21 protein-coding genes are annotated in these 20,554 nt (G+C 70.8%); 9 read left to right on the top strand and 12 right to left on the bottom strand.

From position 1 onward, the window contains the following. Positions 1-421: 421 nt before the first annotated feature. The 3 genes from OGH68_RS28125 to OGH68_RS28115 are packed head-to-tail and all read right to left on the bottom strand — an operon-like array spanning position 422 to position 2,792. On the bottom strand, positions 422-1,912 hold the full coding sequence (locus OGH68_RS28125; protein ID WP_264247814.1) for an alpha/beta hydrolase family protein: 1,491 nt from the start codon (positions 1,910-1,912) through the stop codon (positions 422-424). A 44-nt stretch (positions 1,913-1,956) separates the two neighbouring features. Next, entirely contained in the window at positions 1,957-2,205 is a 249-nt protein-coding gene (locus OGH68_RS28120) for a hypothetical protein (RefSeq protein WP_264247813.1), read from the bottom strand. After that, positions 2,205-2,792: an aminotransferase class I/II-fold pyridoxal phosphate-dependent enzyme gene (locus OGH68_RS28115; protein ID WP_264250326.1), complete on the bottom strand. Its 588-nt coding sequence runs from the start codon at positions 2,790-2,792 to the stop codon at positions 2,205-2,207. The genes OGH68_RS28120 and OGH68_RS28115 overlap by 1 nt, the downstream gene beginning before the upstream one ends. Between OGH68_RS28115 and OGH68_RS28110 the strand changes: the two genes are divergently transcribed. Both OGH68_RS28110 and OGH68_RS28105 read left to right on the top strand, forming a co-directional pair. Next, positions 2,719-3,279, top strand: coding sequence for a TetR/AcrR family transcriptional regulator (locus OGH68_RS28110; RefSeq protein ID WP_264247812.1), 561 nt, complete (start codon positions 2,719-2,721; stop codon positions 3,277-3,279). The genes OGH68_RS28115 and OGH68_RS28110 overlap by 74 nt on opposite strands. A gap of 434 nt (positions 3,280-3,713) precedes the next feature. Beyond that, the gene (locus OGH68_RS28105) at positions 3,714-4,421 is read left to right on the top strand and encodes a SapC family protein (RefSeq protein WP_264247811.1); all 708 of its coding nucleotides are present in this window, start codon (positions 3,714-3,716) and stop codon (positions 4,419-4,421) included. An 18-nt stretch (positions 4,422-4,439) separates the two neighbouring features. On the opposite strand, the gene OGH68_RS28100 is transcribed toward OGH68_RS28105, so the two are convergent. After that, positions 4,440-4,985: an ABATE domain-containing protein gene (locus OGH68_RS28100; RefSeq protein WP_264247810.1), complete on the bottom strand. Its 546-nt coding sequence runs from the start codon at positions 4,983-4,985 to the stop codon at positions 4,440-4,442. Positions 4,986-5,090: 105 nt separating this feature from the next. Here OGH68_RS28100 and OGH68_RS28095 point away from each other — a divergent pair, with 105 nt between their 5' ends. The 4 genes from OGH68_RS28095 (at position 5,091) to OGH68_RS28080 (ending at position 7,019) form a co-directional block, all read left to right on the top strand. Continuing rightward, positions 5,091-5,390 (top strand): hypothetical protein, encoded by a 300-nt coding sequence (locus OGH68_RS28095; protein ID WP_264247809.1) that lies wholly within the window; start codon positions 5,091-5,093, stop codon positions 5,388-5,390. Between the two features lie 79 nt (positions 5,391-5,469). Next, positions 5,470-5,961, top strand: a complete 492-nt coding sequence (locus OGH68_RS28090) for a hypothetical protein (RefSeq protein WP_264247808.1) — start codon at positions 5,470-5,472, stop codon at positions 5,959-5,961. 312 nt (positions 5,962-6,273) lie between these two features. After that, a complete protein-coding gene (locus OGH68_RS28085) occupies positions 6,274-6,579 on the top strand; it encodes a hypothetical protein (RefSeq protein ID WP_264247807.1) in 306 nt (101 codons plus the stop codon). Between the two features lie 137 nt (positions 6,580-6,716). After that, complete coding sequence (locus OGH68_RS28080; RefSeq protein WP_264247806.1) at positions 6,717-7,019, top strand: hypothetical protein; 303 nt, start codon at positions 6,717-6,719, stop codon at positions 7,017-7,019. On the opposite strand, the gene OGH68_RS28075 is transcribed toward OGH68_RS28080, so the two are convergent. Both OGH68_RS28075 and OGH68_RS28070 read right to left on the bottom strand, forming a co-directional pair. Continuing rightward, positions 7,007-8,092, bottom strand: coding sequence for an NAD(P)H-dependent flavin oxidoreductase (locus OGH68_RS28075; RefSeq protein ID WP_264247805.1), 1,086 nt, complete (start codon positions 8,090-8,092; stop codon positions 7,007-7,009). The two genes, OGH68_RS28080 and OGH68_RS28075, sit on opposite strands and share 13 nt — an antisense overlap. Next, the gene (locus OGH68_RS28070; protein ID WP_264247804.1) at positions 8,089-8,706 is read right to left on the bottom strand and encodes a flavodoxin family protein; all 618 of its coding nucleotides are present in this window, start codon (positions 8,704-8,706) and stop codon (positions 8,089-8,091) included. The genes OGH68_RS28075 and OGH68_RS28070 overlap by 4 nt, the downstream gene beginning before the upstream one ends. A 158-nt stretch (positions 8,707-8,864) precedes the next feature. Here OGH68_RS28070 and OGH68_RS28065 point away from each other — a divergent pair, with 158 nt between their 5' ends. Further along, positions 8,865-9,467 (top strand): TetR/AcrR family transcriptional regulator, encoded by a 603-nt coding sequence (locus OGH68_RS28065; RefSeq protein ID WP_264247803.1) that lies wholly within the window; start codon positions 8,865-8,867, stop codon positions 9,465-9,467. A 942-nt stretch (positions 9,468-10,409) separates the two neighbouring features. On the opposite strand, the gene OGH68_RS28060 is transcribed toward OGH68_RS28065, so the two are convergent. Together OGH68_RS28060 and OGH68_RS28055 are read right to left on the bottom strand one after the other, a co-directional pair. After that, complete coding sequence (locus OGH68_RS28060; protein WP_264247802.1) at positions 10,410-11,738, bottom strand: class I SAM-dependent RNA methyltransferase; 1,329 nt, start codon at positions 11,736-11,738, stop codon at positions 10,410-10,412. Positions 11,739-11,828: 90 nt separating this feature from the next. Beyond that, on the bottom strand, positions 11,829-13,877 hold the full coding sequence (locus OGH68_RS28055) for an APC family permease (protein ID WP_264247801.1): 2,049 nt from the start codon (positions 13,875-13,877) through the stop codon (positions 11,829-11,831). Positions 13,878-14,089: 212 nt separating this feature from the next. On the opposite strand from OGH68_RS28055, the gene OGH68_RS28050 reads away from it, so the two are divergent. Together OGH68_RS28050 and OGH68_RS28045 are read left to right on the top strand one after the other, a co-directional pair. Then, on the top strand, positions 14,090-14,758 hold the full coding sequence (locus OGH68_RS28050) for a potassium channel family protein (RefSeq protein ID WP_264247800.1): 669 nt from the start codon (positions 14,090-14,092) through the stop codon (positions 14,756-14,758). Further along, the gene (locus tag OGH68_RS28045) at positions 14,758-15,441 is read left to right on the top strand and encodes a potassium channel family protein (protein WP_264247799.1); all 684 of its coding nucleotides are present in this window, start codon (positions 14,758-14,760) and stop codon (positions 15,439-15,441) included. The genes OGH68_RS28050 and OGH68_RS28045 overlap by 1 nt, the downstream gene beginning before the upstream one ends. A 258-nt stretch (positions 15,442-15,699) precedes the next feature. Here the strand turns inward: OGH68_RS28045 and OGH68_RS28040 are convergent, their stop codons facing one another. Genes OGH68_RS28040 through OGH68_RS28025 form a run of 4 tightly spaced genes read right to left on the bottom strand, consistent with a single transcriptional unit; the run spans position 15,700 to position 20,189 of the window. Next, complete coding sequence (locus OGH68_RS28040; protein ID WP_413471041.1) at positions 15,700-16,494, bottom strand: DUF3159 domain-containing protein; 795 nt, start codon at positions 16,492-16,494, stop codon at positions 15,700-15,702. 3 nt (positions 16,495-16,497) lie between these two features. Further along, positions 16,498-16,923, bottom strand: coding sequence for an OB-fold nucleic acid binding domain-containing protein (locus OGH68_RS28035; protein ID WP_264247798.1), 426 nt, complete (start codon positions 16,921-16,923; stop codon positions 16,498-16,500). A gap of 33 nt (positions 16,924-16,956) precedes the next feature. Continuing rightward, positions 16,957-17,640: a response regulator gene (locus tag OGH68_RS28030; RefSeq protein WP_264247797.1), complete on the bottom strand. Its 684-nt coding sequence runs from the start codon at positions 17,638-17,640 to the stop codon at positions 16,957-16,959. Then, on the bottom strand, positions 17,637-20,189 hold the full coding sequence (locus OGH68_RS28025; RefSeq protein WP_264247796.1) for a sensor histidine kinase: 2,553 nt from the start codon (positions 20,187-20,189) through the stop codon (positions 17,637-17,639). Before OGH68_RS28025 ends, OGH68_RS28030 begins: the two co-directional genes overlap by 4 nt. Between the last annotated feature and the right edge of the window lie 365 nt (positions 20,190-20,554).

Below are 20,554 nucleotides of genomic sequence, written 5' to 3'. Positions count from 1 at the left end.
TCGTCATTCCCGTCCGGCTGCTATCGCGGCGGGACTGACGGCGCCCGCTGTGGGCGTGACCCCCAGCACGGCGGCATATGGAGGTCCTCAAGAGGGCCCATCAGGGCTGGACGCCTCGGGCGTCGAGACGGCCGGCTGATGGTCGTGCCCCCCGATAGAACTCGCTCCGGGCTCGGACTACCCCGGATGCTCCGCGCGATGTCCGGGCCACCTGCGACTACGCAGCCCGATCCGCCGTCCCGGGCACCGGGCACTACCCCCGCTCGCCCACCCCGACGCGGTGGCGTGCATCCTCGACCAACAGAGCTGGCCCGCCGCCGTGTAGCACCGACTCCGACCGACGGACCGTACCCCCTGCTGTGACGGTCGCACGGACCGGCCGCCCAGGCGCCGGCGGCAGCGGGCGGGCCACACCCCTTCCTCAGCCACTGCCGCGCGGGGAGTGGACGGTGAGAACACCGTGAGCGCGCAGAACGGCGGCCAGGTCATCCGGCTGGTCGCGCAGCGTGGTGTCGAGGAAGGCCAGGGACGCGGCGGCGGTGATACGCGGCCCATCGGTACGGTCCTGTGATCCGAGGAGCGACTCCACCGGGGGCATGTAGAGCGGCGCGTCCGTGAACGTGAGATGGGCCGCGCCGGGGACGGTGAGCCGGTAACTGGTCGCGCCGCTCAAGCTGAGCACATGAGTGAGGCGGGGGAGGTAGTCCGGGTCGATGTCCCGGCTGACGTCCTGGGTCAGCGCCAGCACCGGTTGCGGGAAACGTGTCGGGGCGGGGTCGTGCGGAAAGCCGTCCAGGTCGATGACGGCGTCGAACCGATCGTCCTGGCGAGCTGCCTGCAGGGCGGCTCCCCCGCCGAGGGAGTGACCGGCAACGGCGACCCGTCCGGTGTCCATGCGCCCGCTCACAGGCCCCGGGATCTCGCCTCGCGTTACACGGTCCAACTGGCTGAGAACGAAGCTCAGGTCGGCTGCCCGGATTGCGGTCCACCCGACAGCCAGCTCCTCGTCACGGTCATCATCACCCGTGGCGGTGACCTTCGTGCGGATGGTCCGGCCGTCGGCGAGGACGACGGCGGCCGAGTCGTAGGGATGGTCGAGGGCCGCGACGACGTAGCCGTGGCTGGCCAGTTCCTGCGCCCACGCCGAATTCTGGGTACGTACGCCGCCCAGACCCGGGGAGAACAGCACGACCGGGAAGCGTCCGTTGCCGCCGGCCACCGGCGCGTCGACCACCGCGTGGGTACGGGCGCGGGGCAGGCCGTCGAGCAGGAATCCGGGTATGCCGGCGTAAGCGGCGAGGGCGTCCGAGACGATCTCCACCTCGCGGTCCGTGCGTCCGAGGTACGCGGCACGCCGCGCCTCCGACGGGCTCTTTCGTGCCGGGTACCACAACTGCACGACGACAGTGCGCCGATCGTCAGCCTCGGAGGTGGCGTTCTCGGGCCGGCCGGGGTCGGTCCACTGCACCACGCTGGTGCCCACGGCGAAGGAGCCGGACGGCGCCGGGAACACCGGCACGGGCAAAGCCCAGGCGGCGGCCGGGCCGACCGCGATCAGACACAGACACACCAGCGACGCCGGCAAAGCCGCCCACCATCGAGCCCTGCGCGGCGCCCGGCCGCCGCGCGCTCGCAGCTCGGCCGCGACGGCGAACGGCAGGACGAGTGCGGTGCCGACCAGGACGGGCACCATCTGCCAGCGCACCGGACCCACCACCAGCGCCACACCGGACAACAGGACCACGACTCCGGCACCGAACGCGGCAGGCCGACGCATCCGTCGGGGGAGCCAGCGGGCCGTCACAAGCGCGACGGCACCTACCACAAGCACGGTTTCCAGAAGGGACATGTGCAGTCCCGGCAGTGTTTCGGTCACACGGTCATGCTGGGTGCACGACTGCCTTCCCCACATCAAGCCCAGGTCGCGACCGTGTGCGACCTGAGGCTGACTGACCTTCATCCGAAGGCCGCACGGAAGCGTTCGCGCAGATCGCCGAGACGGTCGGTGGGTTCGTTGGCGAAGACCAGCCGCAGATACCTGTCTCCACTGGGTCCCCACCCCGTCATTGGCGTCGCGGCGACCCGCCCGCGGTGGAACAGACGCTCGGACGCCTCACCCGGAGCCAGTCCCAGCGTGGCGGTGTCGAGCAGAAGGGACCAGCCGCCGTGCGGTCGTACGAGCGGGTAGCCGTCGAGCTGCCGCATCACGATGTCCCGGCGCCGCTCCCAGACGCGTGTGGCCGTGGCGACGTCCTCAAATCGGCGCCGGACGCGTCGAGCGCTGCGACGACGGCCTGTTGGGCGATTCCCACCTGGCACACGACATTGGTCATCCCCACCAGTGCGATGTCGGAGATGATCCGGGACGGACCCACGACCCACCCCACCCGCCAGCCGATCAGACGCAGCTCCTTGGACGCCGAGCCGACGGTGATGGTCCGCTCCGCGAGAGCGGGGTGCGCGGCCGGATGCGCCGGGCGGTTGACGTCAAACAGGATGCGTTCCATCGCCGCGTTGTGGATCAGCCAGCAGTCATGCCTCTCCAGAACAGGAGCGAGAGCCTTCCAGTGACTCGGGCCGAGCAGTGCACCGGTCGGCATGGCCGGTGCCATGGCCAACACAGCGGCGGTGTCGGGCCCCACCGCTGCGGCAAGCTCTTCCGGATCGACCTGCCGGCCCCCGGGGGTGTGTGGGGAACGAGAGGGAGGACCGGGCGCGATGGCCAAGGAGACCCGGGGCCGGATGGTGGATGCCGCGGTGGACGCACTGCGGGAACACGGCTTGCAGGGCATGTCGTTCACCGATGTGCTCGCGCGAAGCGGGGCGGCCCGCGGCGCCATCTATCACCACTTCCCCGGCGGCAAGGGCCAGTTGGCCGCGGAAGCCGCCACACGGCACGGGCGCGAGGTACGCGACCGGCTCGCCGAGCTCGGCGCGGCCGACCCGAAGGGCGTCGCCACGGCCTTCGTGGAGTTCGCACGGCCCGTTGCCCAGGCTGCGACCCGAGGCGCCGGATGCGCCGTCGCCGCCGTGACCGTCCCCGCGGACGAGGAGAACGGTGAGCTGCGCCAGGCTGCCGCCGCGACCTTCGGCTCGTGGACCGAACAGCTCGCCCGAAACCTGCGGGAGGCGGGACTCGCGACGGCCGACGCAGAGGAGAAGGCCGCCTTGCTGGTCACCCTCCTCGAAGGCACCCAGGTACTGTGCCGGGCGAGCGGCAGCACGGAGCCGTTCAAACGAGCCGTCCGGGCCGCACTGACGCTCTTCGCCACGCCCTGACGCCGCGCCACCCCTCGGCCGGGGGTCCAACCTGAGCCCCGACATGGACGTCCTGGACTCTGACGGCCCAGCTCACGCACACGCCTCCGTCCGGGCGGGGTTCCGCCGGTGGATCAGCCTCACCGGCGTGTTTCCCCGCCACCGATCCGAGACCGCACCCGCGGCGGGAGGACGCGGCCCACCGGAGGGTCGGCTTCCCCAGCTCCCTTGCCGGGTGGCGCACCGCGATCCGGTCCGGAACCCTGCCCGGCAACGAAGGCCGACCCCTGGTCGCCTTCGCCACACCCGACGGCCACGCAGAGGCCGCGCAGCGGCCGCCCGGCGGCCGGACGGCCCGGCATCGACCCCGATCCGGCGCCGACTCACGCGGAGACTGACAGCGTGTCTCACGGATTTGCATTTCAAATCCGTTATTGGTGAGGAGGGGAGATCTCATGCGGCCGGTGCCACTGAACAAGGAAGAGCACGCCTCACTGCGCGTGACCCTGCCGCAGACCGAGCGGTACGGCGCGCCGCAGCAGCTCGCCACACTCCTGGGGGCGGAGTTCCCGGAGGCGGCGGTGACCTATCCGATCGTCTTCTCCGAGGGCCCGAGAGGGCTCACCCCGTGCGCGCTGCTGGGCCTTGAACGGGGCCGCAACCAGTACGTCACACAGGACGGCGAGTGGCGCCCCCACGCGTACCGGCCCGCCTCGGTCCGCGCGTACCCGTTCTTCCCGGTCGTGGAGGACGACGAAGAGATGAGCGTGTACATCGACGCCGACTACGACGGCTGGAGCACAGTCGAGGGCGAGCGCCTCTTCGAGGAGGACGGCTCCCTCACACCACTCCTGACCGAGCGCGTCGAACTCCTCCTGCAGTGCGCCCGGGAGGTGATGCCGACCCGGGACTTCATGAAGGAACTCCTCCGCCTCGACCTGCTGGAGCAGCGGACGATAACAATGCCCCGGCCCGGCGGCGCCACTGTCGAGATCGGCAACATCTGGGTGATCAGCGAGGAGAGGCTGCGGGAGATCGGCGCCGGCGATTCCCCCGCCGATCTGCTCTCTCTCCACCTCAAGGGCTATCTCAGACTGATCCACGCCCACCTCGTCTCGCTGCACAACCCGACACGCCTCTACGGCGAGCTCGTCGACGGCTGACGAAGGGAAGGGTCGGGTTCAGTCCGCGCGCTGCTCGCTGCGGCGGGCGGCGCGCGCCCGGTTGCCGCAGCCGATGGAGCACCACGCCTGATCCCGTCTGCGCGCGAGGAAGAACATCCCGCAGCTCGGCGCGGGGCAGCACCGCAACCGCGCCTGCTCCGGCCCGGCGGCCAGCACGAGCGCCTGCCGGGCGACCGTCGCCGCGACCGGCCCGCCAGCCTCCTGCTCCGTGAGGTGGCCGGCATCGTCGACCCGGAAGGTCACGGGGGCCCGCGCGGCCAGCGCGTTGAGTCGCGCCCTCGCCGGCCCCGGCACCGGGGCCTGCCGCGCCGCCGCGTCCAGCGCGGCCCTGACCGGGGCGCGCAGCTCCGCGAGATCCTCCAGGGGGAGGTCGGCGAGCTCCCGGTCGCACGCCTTCTCCCGCCAGGACGCCAGGAGCTCCGGTTCGGCCAGCAGGTCGACGTCGCCACCCGCGTGACCGGCTCCGACGACGACGGTGTTGGCCACGTCGAGGACCGGCCGCTCGCCGATCCACGGCATCTCGCGCAGGTTCTTGAGGGACATGTCATCAACCTACCGGACCCACGGATTCCCTGCGCCGAATCCGTGATAGCTTCCATTCACGGATTCAGAGATCCGAATCCGTGAGGCGATAAAGGAAGGGTTCCCATGAGCACGACGATCGAATACGTCCGCTTCGCCTGCGCCGACCCCGAGCGGCTGACCGCCCACCGCGCCAGGCTGATCGCCCTTCTGCGTGAGCGGTACGGGTCCGACTTCCTCGGCGCGCACCTCGCCCGGTACGAGGACGGCTCCCTGCTCGACCTCATCCTCTGGGCCTCCCCGGAGGCAGCCGCCCGCGCGGCGGAGGAGATGCCCGGAGACCCGGCCGCCGGGGAGTTCTTCAGCCTGATCGGCGAGGTCCACGAGATGCGGCACGCCGAAGTACTGCACAGCACCCAGCCCTAGCCGAGCCGGTACCGGCGGCGCGCCCGACCACACAGGGCGAGCACGCCGCCCGGTACGGCACCGAGGAAAAGGGACAGTCGTGCCCACGGCCGACGAACTGATCAACCCTCGCACCAAGGAGCTGCTGGCCTCCGTCATGGCGGCAGCGGGCGCCGCACCGGCGACTGCCCTCCGCGGCTGCGGAGCCCTGCTGGAGGACCTGGCTTTCAGTCGGCGCATCACCGCCGTGAAGGAAGCCGTCCTCGCCGACGTTCCGGACGCCTACCCCGCCTTCGCCGACGTCGTCCACGCGGCCCTGCGCCGACCCGAATTCACTGGCTGGATGACCTTCCCCGTCAACGCGGCCGTCGACGAACGCGCCCTGGCGTCCGACATGTTCGAGCCGGGTCTCGATCTGCTCGCCGCCCTCACTCCGCTGCTCACCGCGGAGATGGCGGTACGCCCCTTCTTCAGCGCCGATCCACCACGCGCCCTGGAACGGGCGGTGCTGTGGATCCGTCATCCCGATCCGCACGGCCGACGCCTCGCGCGCGAGGGCACCCGCCCGCGCCTGCCCGTGCGCCCCGGCTGACCGCGTTCGTCGCCGACCCCACCCCGGCCCTGCCCGTCCTGGACGCGCTGTACCGAGACCCGAGCGAGTACGTCAGGCGCTCAGTGGCCAACCACCTCAACGACATCAGCCACGACCACCCCGGCACGGCCGTCGCCACCGCCGCCCGCTGGCTCGCCGAGCCCGCGCCCCACCACACCGGCCCTGGTCCGGCATGGCCTGCGGACCCTCGTCAAGGCCGGCGACCGTGACGCGCTGGCCTCCTCGGCCACGACCCCGACGTCCGTGTCCGGGTCGTCAGCCCCGACGTCCGCACACCCCACGTGCACCTGGGTGAGGAACTGGTCTTCGACTACGAGGTCACCAACACTGGGCCCCCGTAACGCGCGTCTCGTCATCGACTACGTCGTCCACTACCGAAAGGCGAACGGCAGCCTCTCCCCCAAGGTCTTCAAACTCACCAGTCGCGACCTCCTCCCCGGCGAGCGCCGCTCGGGCGTCCGCCGCCACCCGCTCCGGCCACTCAGCACACGCCGATACCACCCCGGCGCGCACCGCGTACAACTCCAGATCACCGGCCGGCCCTACAAATCCTGCGCCTTCACCCTCCACATCCCACCGGAAGCCACCTTCGGCTGAACGCCCCCATGAGGTCTTCCGTGCGCGGCGCGTCAGCGCCGCCACCGCTTGTGCCCCGCTCGCGGCACCAACCCGCTCCCCTCGCCCCAGCTTCCACCCCACCCGCTCCCTGTCCGAGAGGATCGACGATGCACGGCATGTCCCCTGCGTTCCGGCGCGTGATTCCGGTGATCGCGGCCATCGACCTGGTCACCGACTATACCCAGCAGTACAACGACGAGCGCGGCAAAGGCGACGCGCCGGTCCAGGGACGCTCGGGGGACAACACGCCGGCCGAGGTCTTCAACATGCCCGACGGCTTCGGCAACCTCACCACCGAATGCGTGGGAGTCGGCAAGCGCGCCTATGTCACCACCCGCTGGGTGAGGCACGACGATCCGCCCGTCATCGTCCCCGCCAACACCGTCGTCGTCGACGATCCGACCTGTCAGGCTCCCTGACCTCCCCGTGCCCGGAAGTCGTCCATGAGCAAGCTGAGGTAGTCCCGCGCCCCACGTGCGCCGCCGGCAAGTACCGCGGCTTGGCCGGCCCACAGGCTGCTGAGATCCTCCCGCCCTTGGGCACCGGCTTCACGGCGGACGGACTGCATCAGTGCGCTCTGCACGGGGTACGCGGGCACGGTCTCCTCGTACGGGGCCATGTCACGGACGAACCGGTTCACGATTCCGCGGGCGGTCCGGCCCGTGAAGAGACGCGTGAGAACGGTGGTGCGGGCCTCGAGGGAGCCGAGTGCCCTTTTGTGGGCTTCGCTCGCCCCTGATTCGCGGGTGGCGAGGAAGGCGGTGCCGATCTGGACGGCGTCGGCGCCCAGGGTGAGCGCCGCGGCCATCCCCCGGCCGTCGGCGATCCCGCCGGCGGCGATGACGGGAACGCTCACGGCGTCGGCTACCTGGGGCACGAGCGAGAACGTCCCCACGAGCGACTCCCGTACCGGCCGCAGGAAGGCGCCCCGGTGGCCGCCGGCATCGGCGCCGGAGGCCACGACGGCGTCGACGCCGGCGCGCTCCAGTGCGACTGCCTCGTCCACGGTGGTCGCCGTGCCGATCACCGCGATGCCGCGGCGGCGGGCCTCGTCCATCACCCTTCGGGGCGGGAGGCCCATCACGAAGCTGATGACCGGGGGCGCTGCCGCGAGCAGCGCGTCCACCTGGGCGTCGAAGTCCGGCCCCGGCGTGATGTCCTCGGCCGCCACCGCGGGCAGCCCGAGTTCGTCGTAGCAGGGGTGCAGCCGCCGGATGTGCGGGGCCAGTTCGGCGGCGTCCGGCCACGGTCCGGCCTCGTCCTGGTGGGGGACCCAGAGGTTGATGGCGAACGGGTGGCCGGTGCGGGCCCTCAACTCTCCGACGAGGCCCGTGATCTCTCGCGGGTCCAGGAGGTGCGCCCCGTAGGAGCCCAGCCCTCCCCCTTCGGACACGGCCGCGGCCAGTGCGACCGAGGACAGGCCCCCGCCGAACGGGCCCTGCACGACGGGAAGGGCGATGCCCAGCAGATCACCGAGGCGTCCGGCGCTCACGCCGTCACCACCAGGGCTTCGACGGCCTCGCGCCCGTGCACGAACTGCAGGGCCGTCCGGGCGACATGCTCGCCAAGGTGCCGCGCGGTCCGCAGATCGGCCTCTGCAGGGGACTCCTCCGGGCCGAGGTCGGAGGGCGACTGCGCCATGGCTCCCACGAACGAACCCAGCCGGTTCAGGTCCTCGGGACTGCCGCCGGAGCTGTAGATCCAGCCGGGCAGCAGGCCAAGCGGAACCCAGTTCATGCCGTGCTGGGCCGCCAGGACCGTCATGGACAGCAGCGCGTTGTCCTTGTTGCCGTTCACCCCCGCCGAGTTGGTGAACCCGGCGGCGAGCTTGCCCTGCCAGCCGCGCGCGGCCCAGACGGGGGCACTGGCCTCCACGAAGCGCTGGAACACGGCAGAGGTGGCGCCCATGTACGTGGGGGAGCCGAAGACGATCGCCTCCGCCTCCGCCAGAGCCGCCCACAGGCCCTCGTCGAGCGTGGAGACGTCCCGCAGATCGGCCAGGACGCCGGGCACCGCCGCGGCGCCCTCCGCCACGGCCGCCGCCTGCCGGCCCGTGTGCCCGTATCCGCTGTGGTAGGCGATGACGACAGAGATGGGTACGGACATGTGGCCCTCCATGAAGTGGTGTATGCCCCGGAATCGGGGCGAACGGTCAACCGGACGCGGGTGTCGGGGCCGCCTCCGGAAGCACACTAGACGACCGGTCAACTATCCCGCCACCCGGCGCACCTCCGAATTAGTTGACCGACCGTATACTTGCCGCCATGGGACGCACCAGCACCGCACGCGAGCGGCTCCTCGACGCCGCCGGCGAACTCATGCGGCACCGGGGGTACAGCAGCCTGGGAGTAGCGGAGATCTGCGCCGCGGCAGAGGTCAAGAAGGGCAGCTTCTACCACTTCTTCACCTCGAAACAGGACCTCACCCTCCAGGCGGTCAACGCCTACTGGGAAGGCCAGCGCCGCGCCTGGACCACCGCGCTGGACGGCCCGGACCCCGCTCTGATCCGGCTCCGCCGGCTGCTGGAGGGCATGGCACAGGTCCAGCGGCACAGGAAGGAGACCTGCGGCACGGTCGACGGCTGCCTGCTCGGGAACCTCACCCTCGAACTCAGCACCCAGGAACCTGACGTTCGCGCCAGGCTGGAAGAGATCTTCGACGAGCAGACCGCGCTGATCGGCGACGTGCTCGGTCAGGCCGCGGGCGAAGGCGACATCCCTCGCGAGCACGCCGAACAGTCGGTCGCACGCGCAGTAATCGCCCATCTGGAGGGGCTGGTGCTGTTCGCCAAACTCAAGAACGATCCCGCGGTCCTGGACACCCTCTGGCCCCACACACTGCTCCTCGTCAGCGGCGAAGAGCCGTAGACAGCCCCGGTACGGACACGGAGTGGCGGGCCTTGACACCCGCCCGCTCACCCGTATGCGCGGAGTGGACAGGTGGCTCGGCGGCTCCGCGAAGCGTCCGGAGAGTCGTTCTTCACGCAGGAGCAGCGACGAAGTACCGGCGAGTTTCCACGCGGACGGCTGGTGGAGGATGCTGCCGCCAGCGCTGATCAGCAACCGGGACAGTCAGCGCAGGGACGCGTCCTCGCCGACGGTCAGCCGTACGTCGTGGGTAGCGGGGGTTGGGGGTGGAGCCGCCCAGGGGGATGGCGGCGGCCGCGGTCACCTGCAGCCTGCTGCGTGCCTCAGAGGTGACGTCCAGGGCGAGTCTGTCTCCGCCGAAGGGCAGACTCATCGCGCCGAGCACGCAGACCCGTGCCCTCTCCCCGCGGGGCCGCAGCCGGCGCAGGTGGCAGGGCCGTCGTGACGCGGCCGGTGTGTAGGGCCCGGAGTGGGACAGTGGCACGGACGCCGGTGGGGTCGGACGGGGCCGGTGGTGGAGGCGATGGCACCAGGGGCCTCCGGCGCGCCGGAACACGTCTACCGCCGCACAGCCACCCCGACGGGCCGGATTCCGTCGTCCGTGGTGAGGCTGGTGAAGGCGAACAGTGGAGAGTTGAATCTGCCGTGCTCAGCGAGAACGGCAACGCCCGCTGGAGGTAGCTGCCTGAAGATGGGAATCCGAAGGCGAGCATCTTCAGTCTGCAAGGTGACTGCACGCCAGGACGAGCGTCATCTGAGCGACAAGACGTCCTACCGCTGTGCGACCCAAGACCGATGAGAAACCCTTGTTGTCATGAAACGACGCCACGTAAGAGCAGGTCAGACACCGCCCTGTGGATACGACGCGCTCTACGTCATGCACCTCTGGAAAACAGGTCGAGCGCACCGGTCCACACCTGAGCAGCCTAGGAAAACCGCAGTTCAGAGCCCCTTTGGAGCGGGCTCGAGAATCGCCACGCACTCCACGTGCGCCGTCATCGGGAACAGGTCGAACGCCCGCAGCGTCCGCGGCCGGTAGCCGCCCTCGCGGAAGTACGCCAGGTCCCTCGCCAGCGCCGCCGGGTCGCAGGCGACGTAGGCGATCCTCCGCGCACCCAGCCCGGCGAGGTGCTTGACGGTCTGCTTGCCGGCGCCCGCGCGGGGCGGGTCGAGGACGATGATGTCGACCTCCTCGATGCCGGTGCGGGGCAGGACGGACTCGACCTTGCCCTGCTCGATGCGGACCCGGTCGAAGTCCTGGAGGTTGTGGCGGGCGTCCTCCACCGAGCGCTTGCCGGACTCGATGCCCAGCACCGCGCCCTTCTCCCCCACCCGGTCGGCGAGGGCGCCCGCGAAGAGGCCCACGCCGCAGTAGAGGTCGAGTGCCATGTCGCCCTTGCGCGGCAGCAGCCCCTGCATCACGGCCTTGACCAGGAGGTCGGCCGCCTGCGGGTGGACCTGCCAGAAGCCGCCCATGCCGACGCGGTAGGTGCGCTCGTCGGCCCGTTCGCGTACGAAGGCACGGCCGTGGACGCGGTGGACCGAGCCGTCGCGTTCCTCGACCCGGAGGACGGAGACCGGCTTGTCGAGCTCGACGAGCGGGAGCCGGCCGCCGGGGCGGGGCGTGAGCACGACCTGGCGGTCGTTGGAGCCGGTCGCCGCGATCGCCTCGACGGACGCCATCTGCGGCCAGTCCCGCTTCTCGATGCCCAGTTCGCTGACCCCCGGCGCCGCGATCATGCAGTGGTCGATGGGCTGTACGTCGTGCGAGCGGTGCTTGCGCAGTCCGGCCCGGCCCTCGGCGTCGATCGCGTACTGGACGCGGGTGCGCCAGGCCGGCACCTCGCCCGCCGGGAGCTTGTCGCCCGGCGCGGGCATGACGGTCCCGTCCCAGCCGGCCTCTTCCGGGGTGAGGCCCGCGAGGCGCTGCAGCTGCTCGGCGATCACCTCGCCCTTGAAGCGGCGCTGGGCGCCCGGCTTGGCGTGCTGCCAGTCGCAGCCGCCGCACCTGCCGGGGCCGGCGTAGGGGCAGGGGGCCTCGACACGGTCCTTGGACGGCTCCAGCACCCGTACCGCGTCGGCGCGCAGGAAACGGGAGTCCTCCTCGCCCTCGGTGACCTTGGCCACCACCTTCTCGCCGGGCAGCGAGTGCCGTACGAACAGCACCCGCCCGTCCTCGGTGCGGGCGACACAGTGGCCGCCGTGGGCGACCGGGCCGACCTCGACCTCGTACTCCTGCCCGACCAGCGAGGACTCAGGTGCGTTCTGCATGGTGGGGTGACTCCAGAGATCAAGGGGGCGGCGCGGGACACGGCGAGCGCAGGACAACGACCGACCAGTCTACGTCGGCCGCGGAGCGTCTCAGGCCCTGCCGCTCGGCTCCTTCGGCCTGCCGTTCACCATGCCGCGCCGCACCGACCCGGGGGCGTGCCACTCCTGGCGCTTCCGGGCCCGCTGCTTGGCCGCCTCCGAGGACACCAGCTGGTACGGCACCGAGGTCACCATCACGCCGGGCGTGAACAGCAGCCGGCCCTTCAGCCGCAGCGCGCTCTGGTTGTGCAGGAAGTGCTCGTACCAGTGCCCCACCACGTACTCGGGAATGATGACGCTGACCACATCGCGCGGGCTCTCGCGGCGCAGGCCCTTCACGTACTCGATGACGGGGCGGGTGATCTCCCGGTAGGGGGAGTCGAGGATCTTCAGGGGGACGTTGATGCCCCGCCGGTCCCACTCCTGCTTGAGTGCCGTGGTCTCGGCCGGGTCGACGTTGATGCTGATGGCCTCGAGCCGGTCGAAGCGCATCGCCTTCGCGTAGGCGACGGCCCGCAGGGTCGGCCGGTGGACCTTGGAGACGAGGACGATCGCGTGGACGCGCGACGGCCTGACACTGTCCTCGCCGGGCTCGTCGGGTGCCGCGATCTCCTCGGCGACCCGGTCGTAGTGCTTACGGATCGCGGTCATCGTCCCGTAGAAGATCACCATGCCCAGCAGGGCCACCCACGCGCCGTGCGTGAACTTGGTGGCGAGCACGACGATCAGCACCAGCCCGGTGAAGAAGGCACCGAAGGTGTTGATCGCCCGGGAGCGGATCATGCGGCGGCGCTTGCCCTTGTCCCGCTCGGTCTTCAGATGCCGGTTCCAGTGCCGGACCATGCCGGTCTGGCTGAGGGTGAACGAGACGAAGACGCCGACGATGTACAGCTGGATCAGCTTGGTGGAGTCGGCCTCGTACACCCAGACCAGGAGGATCGCGGCGCCCGCCAGCAGCACGATGCCGTTGGAGAAGGCGAGCCGGTCGCCGCGGGTGTGCAGCTGACGCGGCAGGTAGCGGTCCTGCGCCAGGATCGAGCCAAGCAGCGGGAAGCCGTTGTACGCGGTGTTCGCGGCCAGGAACAGCACCAGCGCGGTGGCGGCGGCGAGCAGCACGAAGAAGAACGTTCCGTCGCCGAAGACGGCGGCCGCGACCTGCGAGATCACCGGGTTCTGGACATAGTCCGGACCGACCGGGGCGCCGTTCGAAATCAGGTCCCTCGCCGGGAACTCCGCCATCTTGACGTCGGTGGCCATGGCCAGGCCGATGATGCCGCAGAACATGGTGACGGCCAGAGCGCCCATCATGAACAGCGTCGTCGCGGCGTTGCGGCTCTTGGGCTTGCGGAAGGCCGGGACACCGTTGCTGATGGCCTCGACGCCGGTCAGCGCGGCGCAACCGGAGGAGAACGCGCGCAGCAGCAGGAAGAGCAGCGCGAAGCCGGCGAGGCCCTGGTGCTCCGGCTTGATCTCGTAGTCGGCGGTCGGGGCGCGCATGGTGTCGTCGAGGACGATGCCCTTGAACGCACCCCACATGATCATGATGAAGACGCCGGTGACGAAGACATAGGTCGGGATCGCGAAGAGCTTGCCCGACTCCTTCACGCCCCGCAGGTTCATCAGGGTGAGCAGGACGATGATCGCGACGGCCGAGAACACCTTGTGCTCGACGACGAACGGAATCGCCGAGCCGAGGTTCTCCACACCGGAGGAGATCGACACGGCCACCGTGAGGACGTAGTCGACCAGAAGGGCGCTGGCGACGGTCAGACCGGCCTTCGGGCCGAGATTGGTGTTGGCGACCTCGTAGTCGCCGCCGCCGCTCGGGTACGCGTGCACGTTCTGCCGGTACGAGGCGACGACCGTGAACATGAGGACCACGACGGCGGCCGCGATCCACGGGCTGAAGTGGTACGCCGACGCACCGGCGATGGACAGGACCAGCAGGACTTCGCCCGGCGCGTATGCCACGGAGGACAGCGGGTCGGAAGCGAAGACAGGGAGGGCGATGCGTTTCGGGAGAAGTGTCTCCCCCAGCTTTTCACTGCGCAGCGCCCGGCCGATCAGGATCCGTTTGGGAACGTCGGTCAGTTTGGACACGCTGAGGATCGTAAGCGCTCAATATGAGCCAGGCCCAACCAGGAGCGCATCACGTGCGGGATCTTAACGCGGGTGCCTCGCCGGGCCCTCTTGACGAATGGCGCGTACCCTGTCCGGCTGTGGTCTGAGACCCTGAGTGCGTCAAGGACCGGTACCGCAGAACTGTGCCTCGATGGCCGGGTACCCCAGAAGACATAGCCGGAAGGACGGTCGTGCACATCGTCATCATGGGATGCGGGCGAGTGGGAGCCGCTCTCGCGCAGACCCTGGAGCAGCAGGGGCACACGGTCGCCGTCGTCGACCGGGACCCCACCGCCTTCCGCCGTCTGGGATCCGGGTTCGGCGGCCGCCGCGTCACCGGGGTCGGCTTCGACCAGGACACCCTGCGGGAGGCGGGCATCGAGGACGCGGGCGCGTTCGCCGCCGTCAGCAGCGGTGACAATTCCAACATCATCGCGGCCCGCGTGGCACGCGAGATGTTCGGCATCGAGAACGTCGCGGCCCGTATCTACGACCCCCGGCGGGCCGAGGTCTACCAGCGTCTCGGTATCCCGACGGTCGCCACCGTCCGCTGGACCGCCGACCAGATGCTGCGGCGGCTGCTGCCCTCCGGCGCGGAGCCGCTGTGGCGCGATCCAAGCGGCGGCGTGCAGCTGGCAGAGGTGCACACCTCGCCGGCGTGGATCGGCCACAAGATCAGCCGACTGCAGGACGAGACGGGCGTACGGGTCGCCTTCCTGACCCGGCTGGGCGAGGCGATCCTGCCGACCTCGCAGACCGTTCTGCAAGAAGGTGATCTCGTGCATGTGATGATGCGCACGGACGAGATCGCGAAGGTCGAGGAGGCCTTCGCGGAAGGTCCTGAGGAGGGCGGTCACTGATGCGTGTCGCTATCGCGGGCGCCGGTGCGGTGGGCCGTTCCATCGCCGGTGAGCTGCTGGAGAACGGGCACGAGGTCCTCCTCATCGACAAGACCCCCACCGCGATCTCGGTGGAGCGCGTGCCGCAGGCGGAGTGGCTGCTCGCCGACGCCTGCGAGATCACGTCGCTGGACGAGGCGGCGCTGCAGCGCTGCAGCGTGGTGATCGCCGCCACCGGTGACGACAAGGTCAACCTGGTCGTGTCGCTGCTCGCCAAGACCGAGTACGGGGTGCCGCGGGTCGTCGCGCGCGTCAACAACCCCAAGAACGAGTGGCTCTTCAACGAGTCCTGGGGCGTCGATGTCGCCGTGTCCACGCCGCGCCTCATGTCGGCGCTGGTGGAGGAAGCGGTGAGCGTCGGCGACCTGGTACGCCTGCTGCGCTTCAGCCACGGCGACGCGAACCTCGTCGAGCTGACGCTGCCGCCCGAGTCGGCGCTGGCGGGCACGCTGGTGGGGGACGTGGCCTGGCCCGAGGACACCTCGCTGGTCACGATCATCCGTGGTTCGCGGGTGCTGACGCCGAGCCCGGAACAGACGCTCGAGGCGGGTGACGAGCTGCTGTTCGTGGCGGCGCAGGCGCGGGAGGAACAGCTGGAGGACCTCCTCTCGGTCCGCCGCGAGGGTCCGCCGACGTCGGACTGAACCGGGGGCCCACGCCCGGCCACGCCCCTGCGGGGGCGTGAGGGCTGCCCGCTCACCGGATGGAGTCGTCCACCCCGCCGCTTCCCCCGGCGGGCGGCCGTCGCCGGGCCGCGTGCGCTCACAACGAAGCCCCTGGCCCCGCATTCCGGGGCCAGGGGCTTCGCCCTGCGCAGCCGGCCGTGCCCGAGGGCTTCGGGCACGGCCGGCAGGGCTTGCACAAGGACATGGCCCGCTCCGGACAGGGCCATGGCGCCGCGGTCAGCCGGTTTGTTCGGCCTTGCGCCGCTCCTCCTCCGCCCCCATCTCCGCGAAGACGTCGATCGGCGGCGGTGCCTTCGCGAGGAAGACCCAAGTCAGGTAGACCGCCAGCAGGAACGGCGGGATCTTCAGCGCCACGAGCACCCAGCCGAGCTGGGTCGTGTCGGCCCACCAGTACAGCGGGAAGAGGATCGCGCACTTGGCGAGCAGGATCAGCCCCCACGCCCAGCTCGCCTTGGTGTACGCCTTCTTGCGGCCGGGGTTGCGGGTCCGCCAGGAGAGGTTCTCCTTGAAGACCGGGCCGAGGATCAGGCCGATCAGGGGTACGCCCGCGATGGCCGTGATGATGTACGCCAGGGCCAGGCCCAGCGTGTACAGCATGCCCGGCAGGTAGAAGTCCTTCGCGTTGCCCGTCATCATCGCGAACACGACACCGAAGGCCACACCGAAGACACCGCTGAACGCGTGCTTGACCGTGTCCTTGCGCACGAGCCGGACCACGACCATCACCAGCGCGACGCCGAGGGCGGCGATCGCCGAGAGGTGCAGGTCCTTGTTGACGGTGTAGATCGAGACGAAGAGCAGTCCCGGCAGGACCGTCTCCACCATGCCGCGGACGCCGCCGAAGGCCTCGAACAGAGCCGCCTCCGTGACCGTCTTCACGTCGTCGGACGCCGAAGCGGTTCCGGAACCGGAGGCGGACGCCGGCGCGGCGGCGGGTGACGTGGCGGGGGCAGCGGGATCCTGCGCGTCGCTGGTCGTGGTAGTGGGGGTCGGCTTGTCGACAGACGCCACCGGCTACTCCTGTCCGAGTGGTCGGAGTTCGTATTTGGGATTGAACAGCACCCGGCGGCCCTGGCTCATGGAGACCCGGCCGGAGGCGATCAGTCTGCGGCCCGGCTCTATGCCGGCGATGGAACGCCGGCCGAGCCAGACCACGTCCAGCGGAGCCGTGCCGTCGAAGAGCTCCGCCTCCAGCGCGGGCACGCCGGCCACCGGACGCAGGGTGACCGTGCGCAACGTACCAGCGACTCTGACGACCTGGCGGTCGCCGCAGTCGCAGATGCGGGTGCACCCCGATGCCTGTGCGTCCTCCTGGAGCTCCTCGGACTCGAGGTCCTGCTGCGAGCTGGAGAGCCGGTCCAGCATGCGCCGGAAGCGGCCGGCCGGTCTGGCCACCGGATCCTCCTTCGCCGCCTTCGCGGAACGGGGTCGAGCACTCATACAGCAAGCCTACCGGCCGCCACCAGGCCCAAATCAACGTTCGAAGCGGTATCCCATGCCGGGTTCGGTGACGAAATGCCTGGGATGCGACGGGTCGGCCTCGAGCTTGCGGCGGAGCTGCGCCATGTAGACGCGCAGATAGTTCGTCTCGGTGCCGTACGAGGGGCCCCACACCTCCTGAAGCAGCTGCTTCTGGCTCACCAGGCGCCCGGTGTTGCGCACCAGGACCTCGAGCAGATGCCACTCGGTCGGGGTGAGCCGTACGTCACGGCCTTCGCGGTGCACCTTCTTCGCGGCCAGGTCGACGGTGAAGCCGTCGGTCTCGAGCAGGCTCACCTCGTCCCCGCCGCCGACGGGCTCCGCCCTGCGGACCGCGGCGCGCAGCCGGGCGAGCAGCTCGTCCATGCCGAACGGCTTGGTGACGTAGTCGTCGGCGCCGGCGTCCAGCGCCTGGACCTTCTCGTCGGAGGAGTGCCGGGCGGACAGGACGAGGATGGGGATGCGCGTCCAGCCGCGCAGGCCCCTGATCACCTCGACGCCGTCCATGTCGGGCAGTCCGAGGTCGAGCACGACGACATCGGGGTGGCGGGCCGCGGCCAGTTCCAGGGCGGTGGCGCCGTCGGACGCCGAGTCCACCTCGTACTTGCGCGCCTTCAGGTTGATCACGAGGGCACGTACTATCTGCGGCTCGTCGTCGACCACGAGCACCCGGGTCATGTGCTGCCCGCCTTTCCGCCCGTGTGGGCTGCTGGGAGTGTTCGGGTGGGGCCGGGGGCGGCCGCGAGGGTGAGCACCATCGTCATGCCGCCGCCGGGCGTGTCCTCGGCGGCGACCGTGCCGCCCATCGCCTCCGTGAATCCGCGGGCGACGGCGAGTCCGAGGCCGACGCCGGCGCCGCGCGGGGCGTCGCCGTGGCGCTGGAACGGTTCGAAGATCCGTTCCTTCGCGTCGTCGGGCACACCGCTGCCGCGGTCCACGACGCGCAGCTCGACGCGGTTGCCGAGGGTGCTCGCGGCGACGGTGACACGCGTGTCGTCGGGGCTGTATTTGACGGCGTTCTCGACGATGTTGGCCACGGCGCGCTCCAGCAGGCCCCGGTCCACGGCCACCATGGGCAGTGTCTCGGGGATGTCCAGTTCGACGCTCTCGGCCGGGACGCCGGCGAGCGCGAGGGGGATCACCTCGTCGAGACCGGTCTCGCGGATCAGGGGGGTGACGGTCCCGGTCTGCAGCCGGGACATGTCGAGCAGGTTGCCCACCAGGTGGTCGAGGCGGTCGGCGCCCTCCTCGATGCCGGCCAGCAGCTCGGCCTCGTCCGCCTCTGACCATGCGACGTCGTCGGACCGCAGTGAGGTGACGGCCGCCTTGATGCCGGCCAGCGGGGTGCGCAGATCGTGGCTGACGGCGGCGAGCAGGGCCGTGCGTATCCGGTTGCCCTCCACGAGTTCACGGGCCTGTTCCGCCTCGCCGACCAGGCGCTGCCGGTCCACGACGACGGCGGCCTGGGTGGCGAACGCCGCGAGGACCCGCCGGTCCTCGGCGGGCAGGACACGGCCGGAGAGCGCCATCGCCATGTGGTCCCCGACGGGCATGTCCACGTCCGCGTCGTCGGGCCGGGTGGCGGGCCGGGGGCCGGCGCTCGCCGTGCAGGTCCACGGATCGACGTCGCTGTCCCGCTCGAGGAGCGCGACGGACTCCATGGCGAACGTCTCCCGTACCCGCTCCAGCAGGGCGTCCAGCGCGGTGTGACCGCGCAGGACGCTGCCGGCGAGGAAGGAGAGGATCTCGGACTCGGCCTTCAGACGGGCCGCCTGGTGGGTGCGGCGCGTGGCCAGGTCCACCACGGAGGCCACGGCGACGCCCACCGCGAAGAAGATCACGATGGCGACGAGGTTCCTCGGCTCCGCGATGTCGAGGGTGTGGGTGGGCGAGGTGAAGTAGTAGTTGAGCAGCAGCGAGCCGACGGCGGCGGAGGCGAGCGCGGGCAGCAGTCCGCCGAGCAGGGCCGCGTTCACGGTCAGGAAGAGGAAGAGCAGGACGTTGTTGGCCAGGCCCGGCCCGTTGTCGAGACCGGTGAGCAGCAGCGAGAGCGCCACGGGTCCCGCGACGCCGACGAGCCACCCCCCGGCGATCCGGGAGCGGCCGAGCCGGGCGCCGCGTGCGCCGGGCAGGCCCCTGCCCCGGCCGGCCTCGTCATGGGTGACGATGTGGACGTCGAGGTCGGGCCCGGAGTCACGGGCGACGGTCGCGCCGACGCCGGGTCCGAACAGGTACTGCCAGGTCTTGCGCCGGCTGGAGCCGAGCACGATCTGGCTGGCGTTGACGCCGCGTGCGAACTCCAGCAGCGCGGAGGGCACGTCGTCGCCGATGACGTGGTGGAAGGTGCCGCCGAGGTCCTCGACGAGGGTGCGCTGTACGGCGAGTTCCTTGGGCGAGGCCGAGGTCAGTCCGTCGCTGCGGGCGATGTAGACGGCGAGGACCTCGCCGCCGGCGCCCTTCTCCGCCAGCCGCGACGCGCGCCGGATGAGGGTGCGGCCCTCGGGTCCGCCGGTGAGTCCGACGACGATGCGTTCGCGGGCCTGCCAGGTGGAGCGGATGTTGTGCTCGCCGCGGTACTGCTGGAGGTACTCGTCGACCCGGTCGGCGAGCCAGAGCAGGGCGAGTTCGCGCAGGGCGGTGAGGTTGCCCGGGCGGAAGTAGTTGGAGAGCGCCGCGTCGACCTTGTCGGGCTGGTAGATGTTGCCGTGGGCCATGCGGCGGCGCAGCGCCTGGGGCGCCATGTCGACGAGCTCGATCTGGTCGGCGCGGCGGACGACCTCGTCGGGGATCTTCTCGTCCTGCGGGACACCGGTGATCGCCTCGACGACATCGCCCAGGGACTCCAGATGCTGGATGTTGACGGTGGATATGACGTCCGTGCCGGCGGCGAGGAGTTCCTCGACGTCCTGCCACCGCTTGCTGTTGCGTGAGCCCGGCATGTTGTCGTGGGCGAGTTCGTCGACGAGGGCGACCGCGGGGCGGCGCTCCAGTACGGCGTCGACGTCCATGTCGGTGAGGACGGCGCCGCGGTGGACCGTCTCGCGGCGCGGGACCTGCTCGAGGCCGTGCAGGAGCTCGGCGGTCCTGGGCCGGTCGTACGTCTCGACGAAGGCGAGGACGCAGTCGGTGCCGCGTTCGGCACGGCGGTGGGCCTCGGACAGCATGGCGTACGTCTTGCCGACACCCGGCGCCGCGCCGAGATAGATCCTTAGCTTGCCGCGTCCCATGGCCTCATTGTCTTCTGTGCACCGCATCGCACAGCGTCGACCCTACGTCGACCGGAACGGGCGAACCGGGCAGGCCGGGACTCCGGGGTGCGTATTGACGCGATTCTGACGCAGCCGCCGTATGCCTTCCGGTCTGTGCAGCGGGGCACCGGGTGCCGTGGAGCCGACCCGGCGGCGGGCCTCGCGCAGCCGGAGGCACCGGAGAACCACGGCCGTCCGACGGGCAGCCGCCGGCTGCCGGTCGTTCGCGCGCGTCTGCCGGCGACGGCGGGCGACCGTGAGGGCACGGTCGCCGGCCACCGCGCGCGGGTACGGCGAGTCTCCCGGGTCGCCGTCGCCTCGGGATCAGGGCCGCGCGTCCCGCC

It is taken from the genome of Streptomyces peucetius (assembly GCF_025854275.1).
In the GTDB taxonomy this organism is placed as follows: domain Bacteria; phylum Actinomycetota; class Actinomycetes; order Streptomycetales; family Streptomycetaceae; genus Streptomyces; species Streptomyces peucetius_A.
The sequence above is the reverse complement of the archived record's forward strand: the minus strand, read 5'-3'. Positions and strand labels throughout refer to the sequence as shown.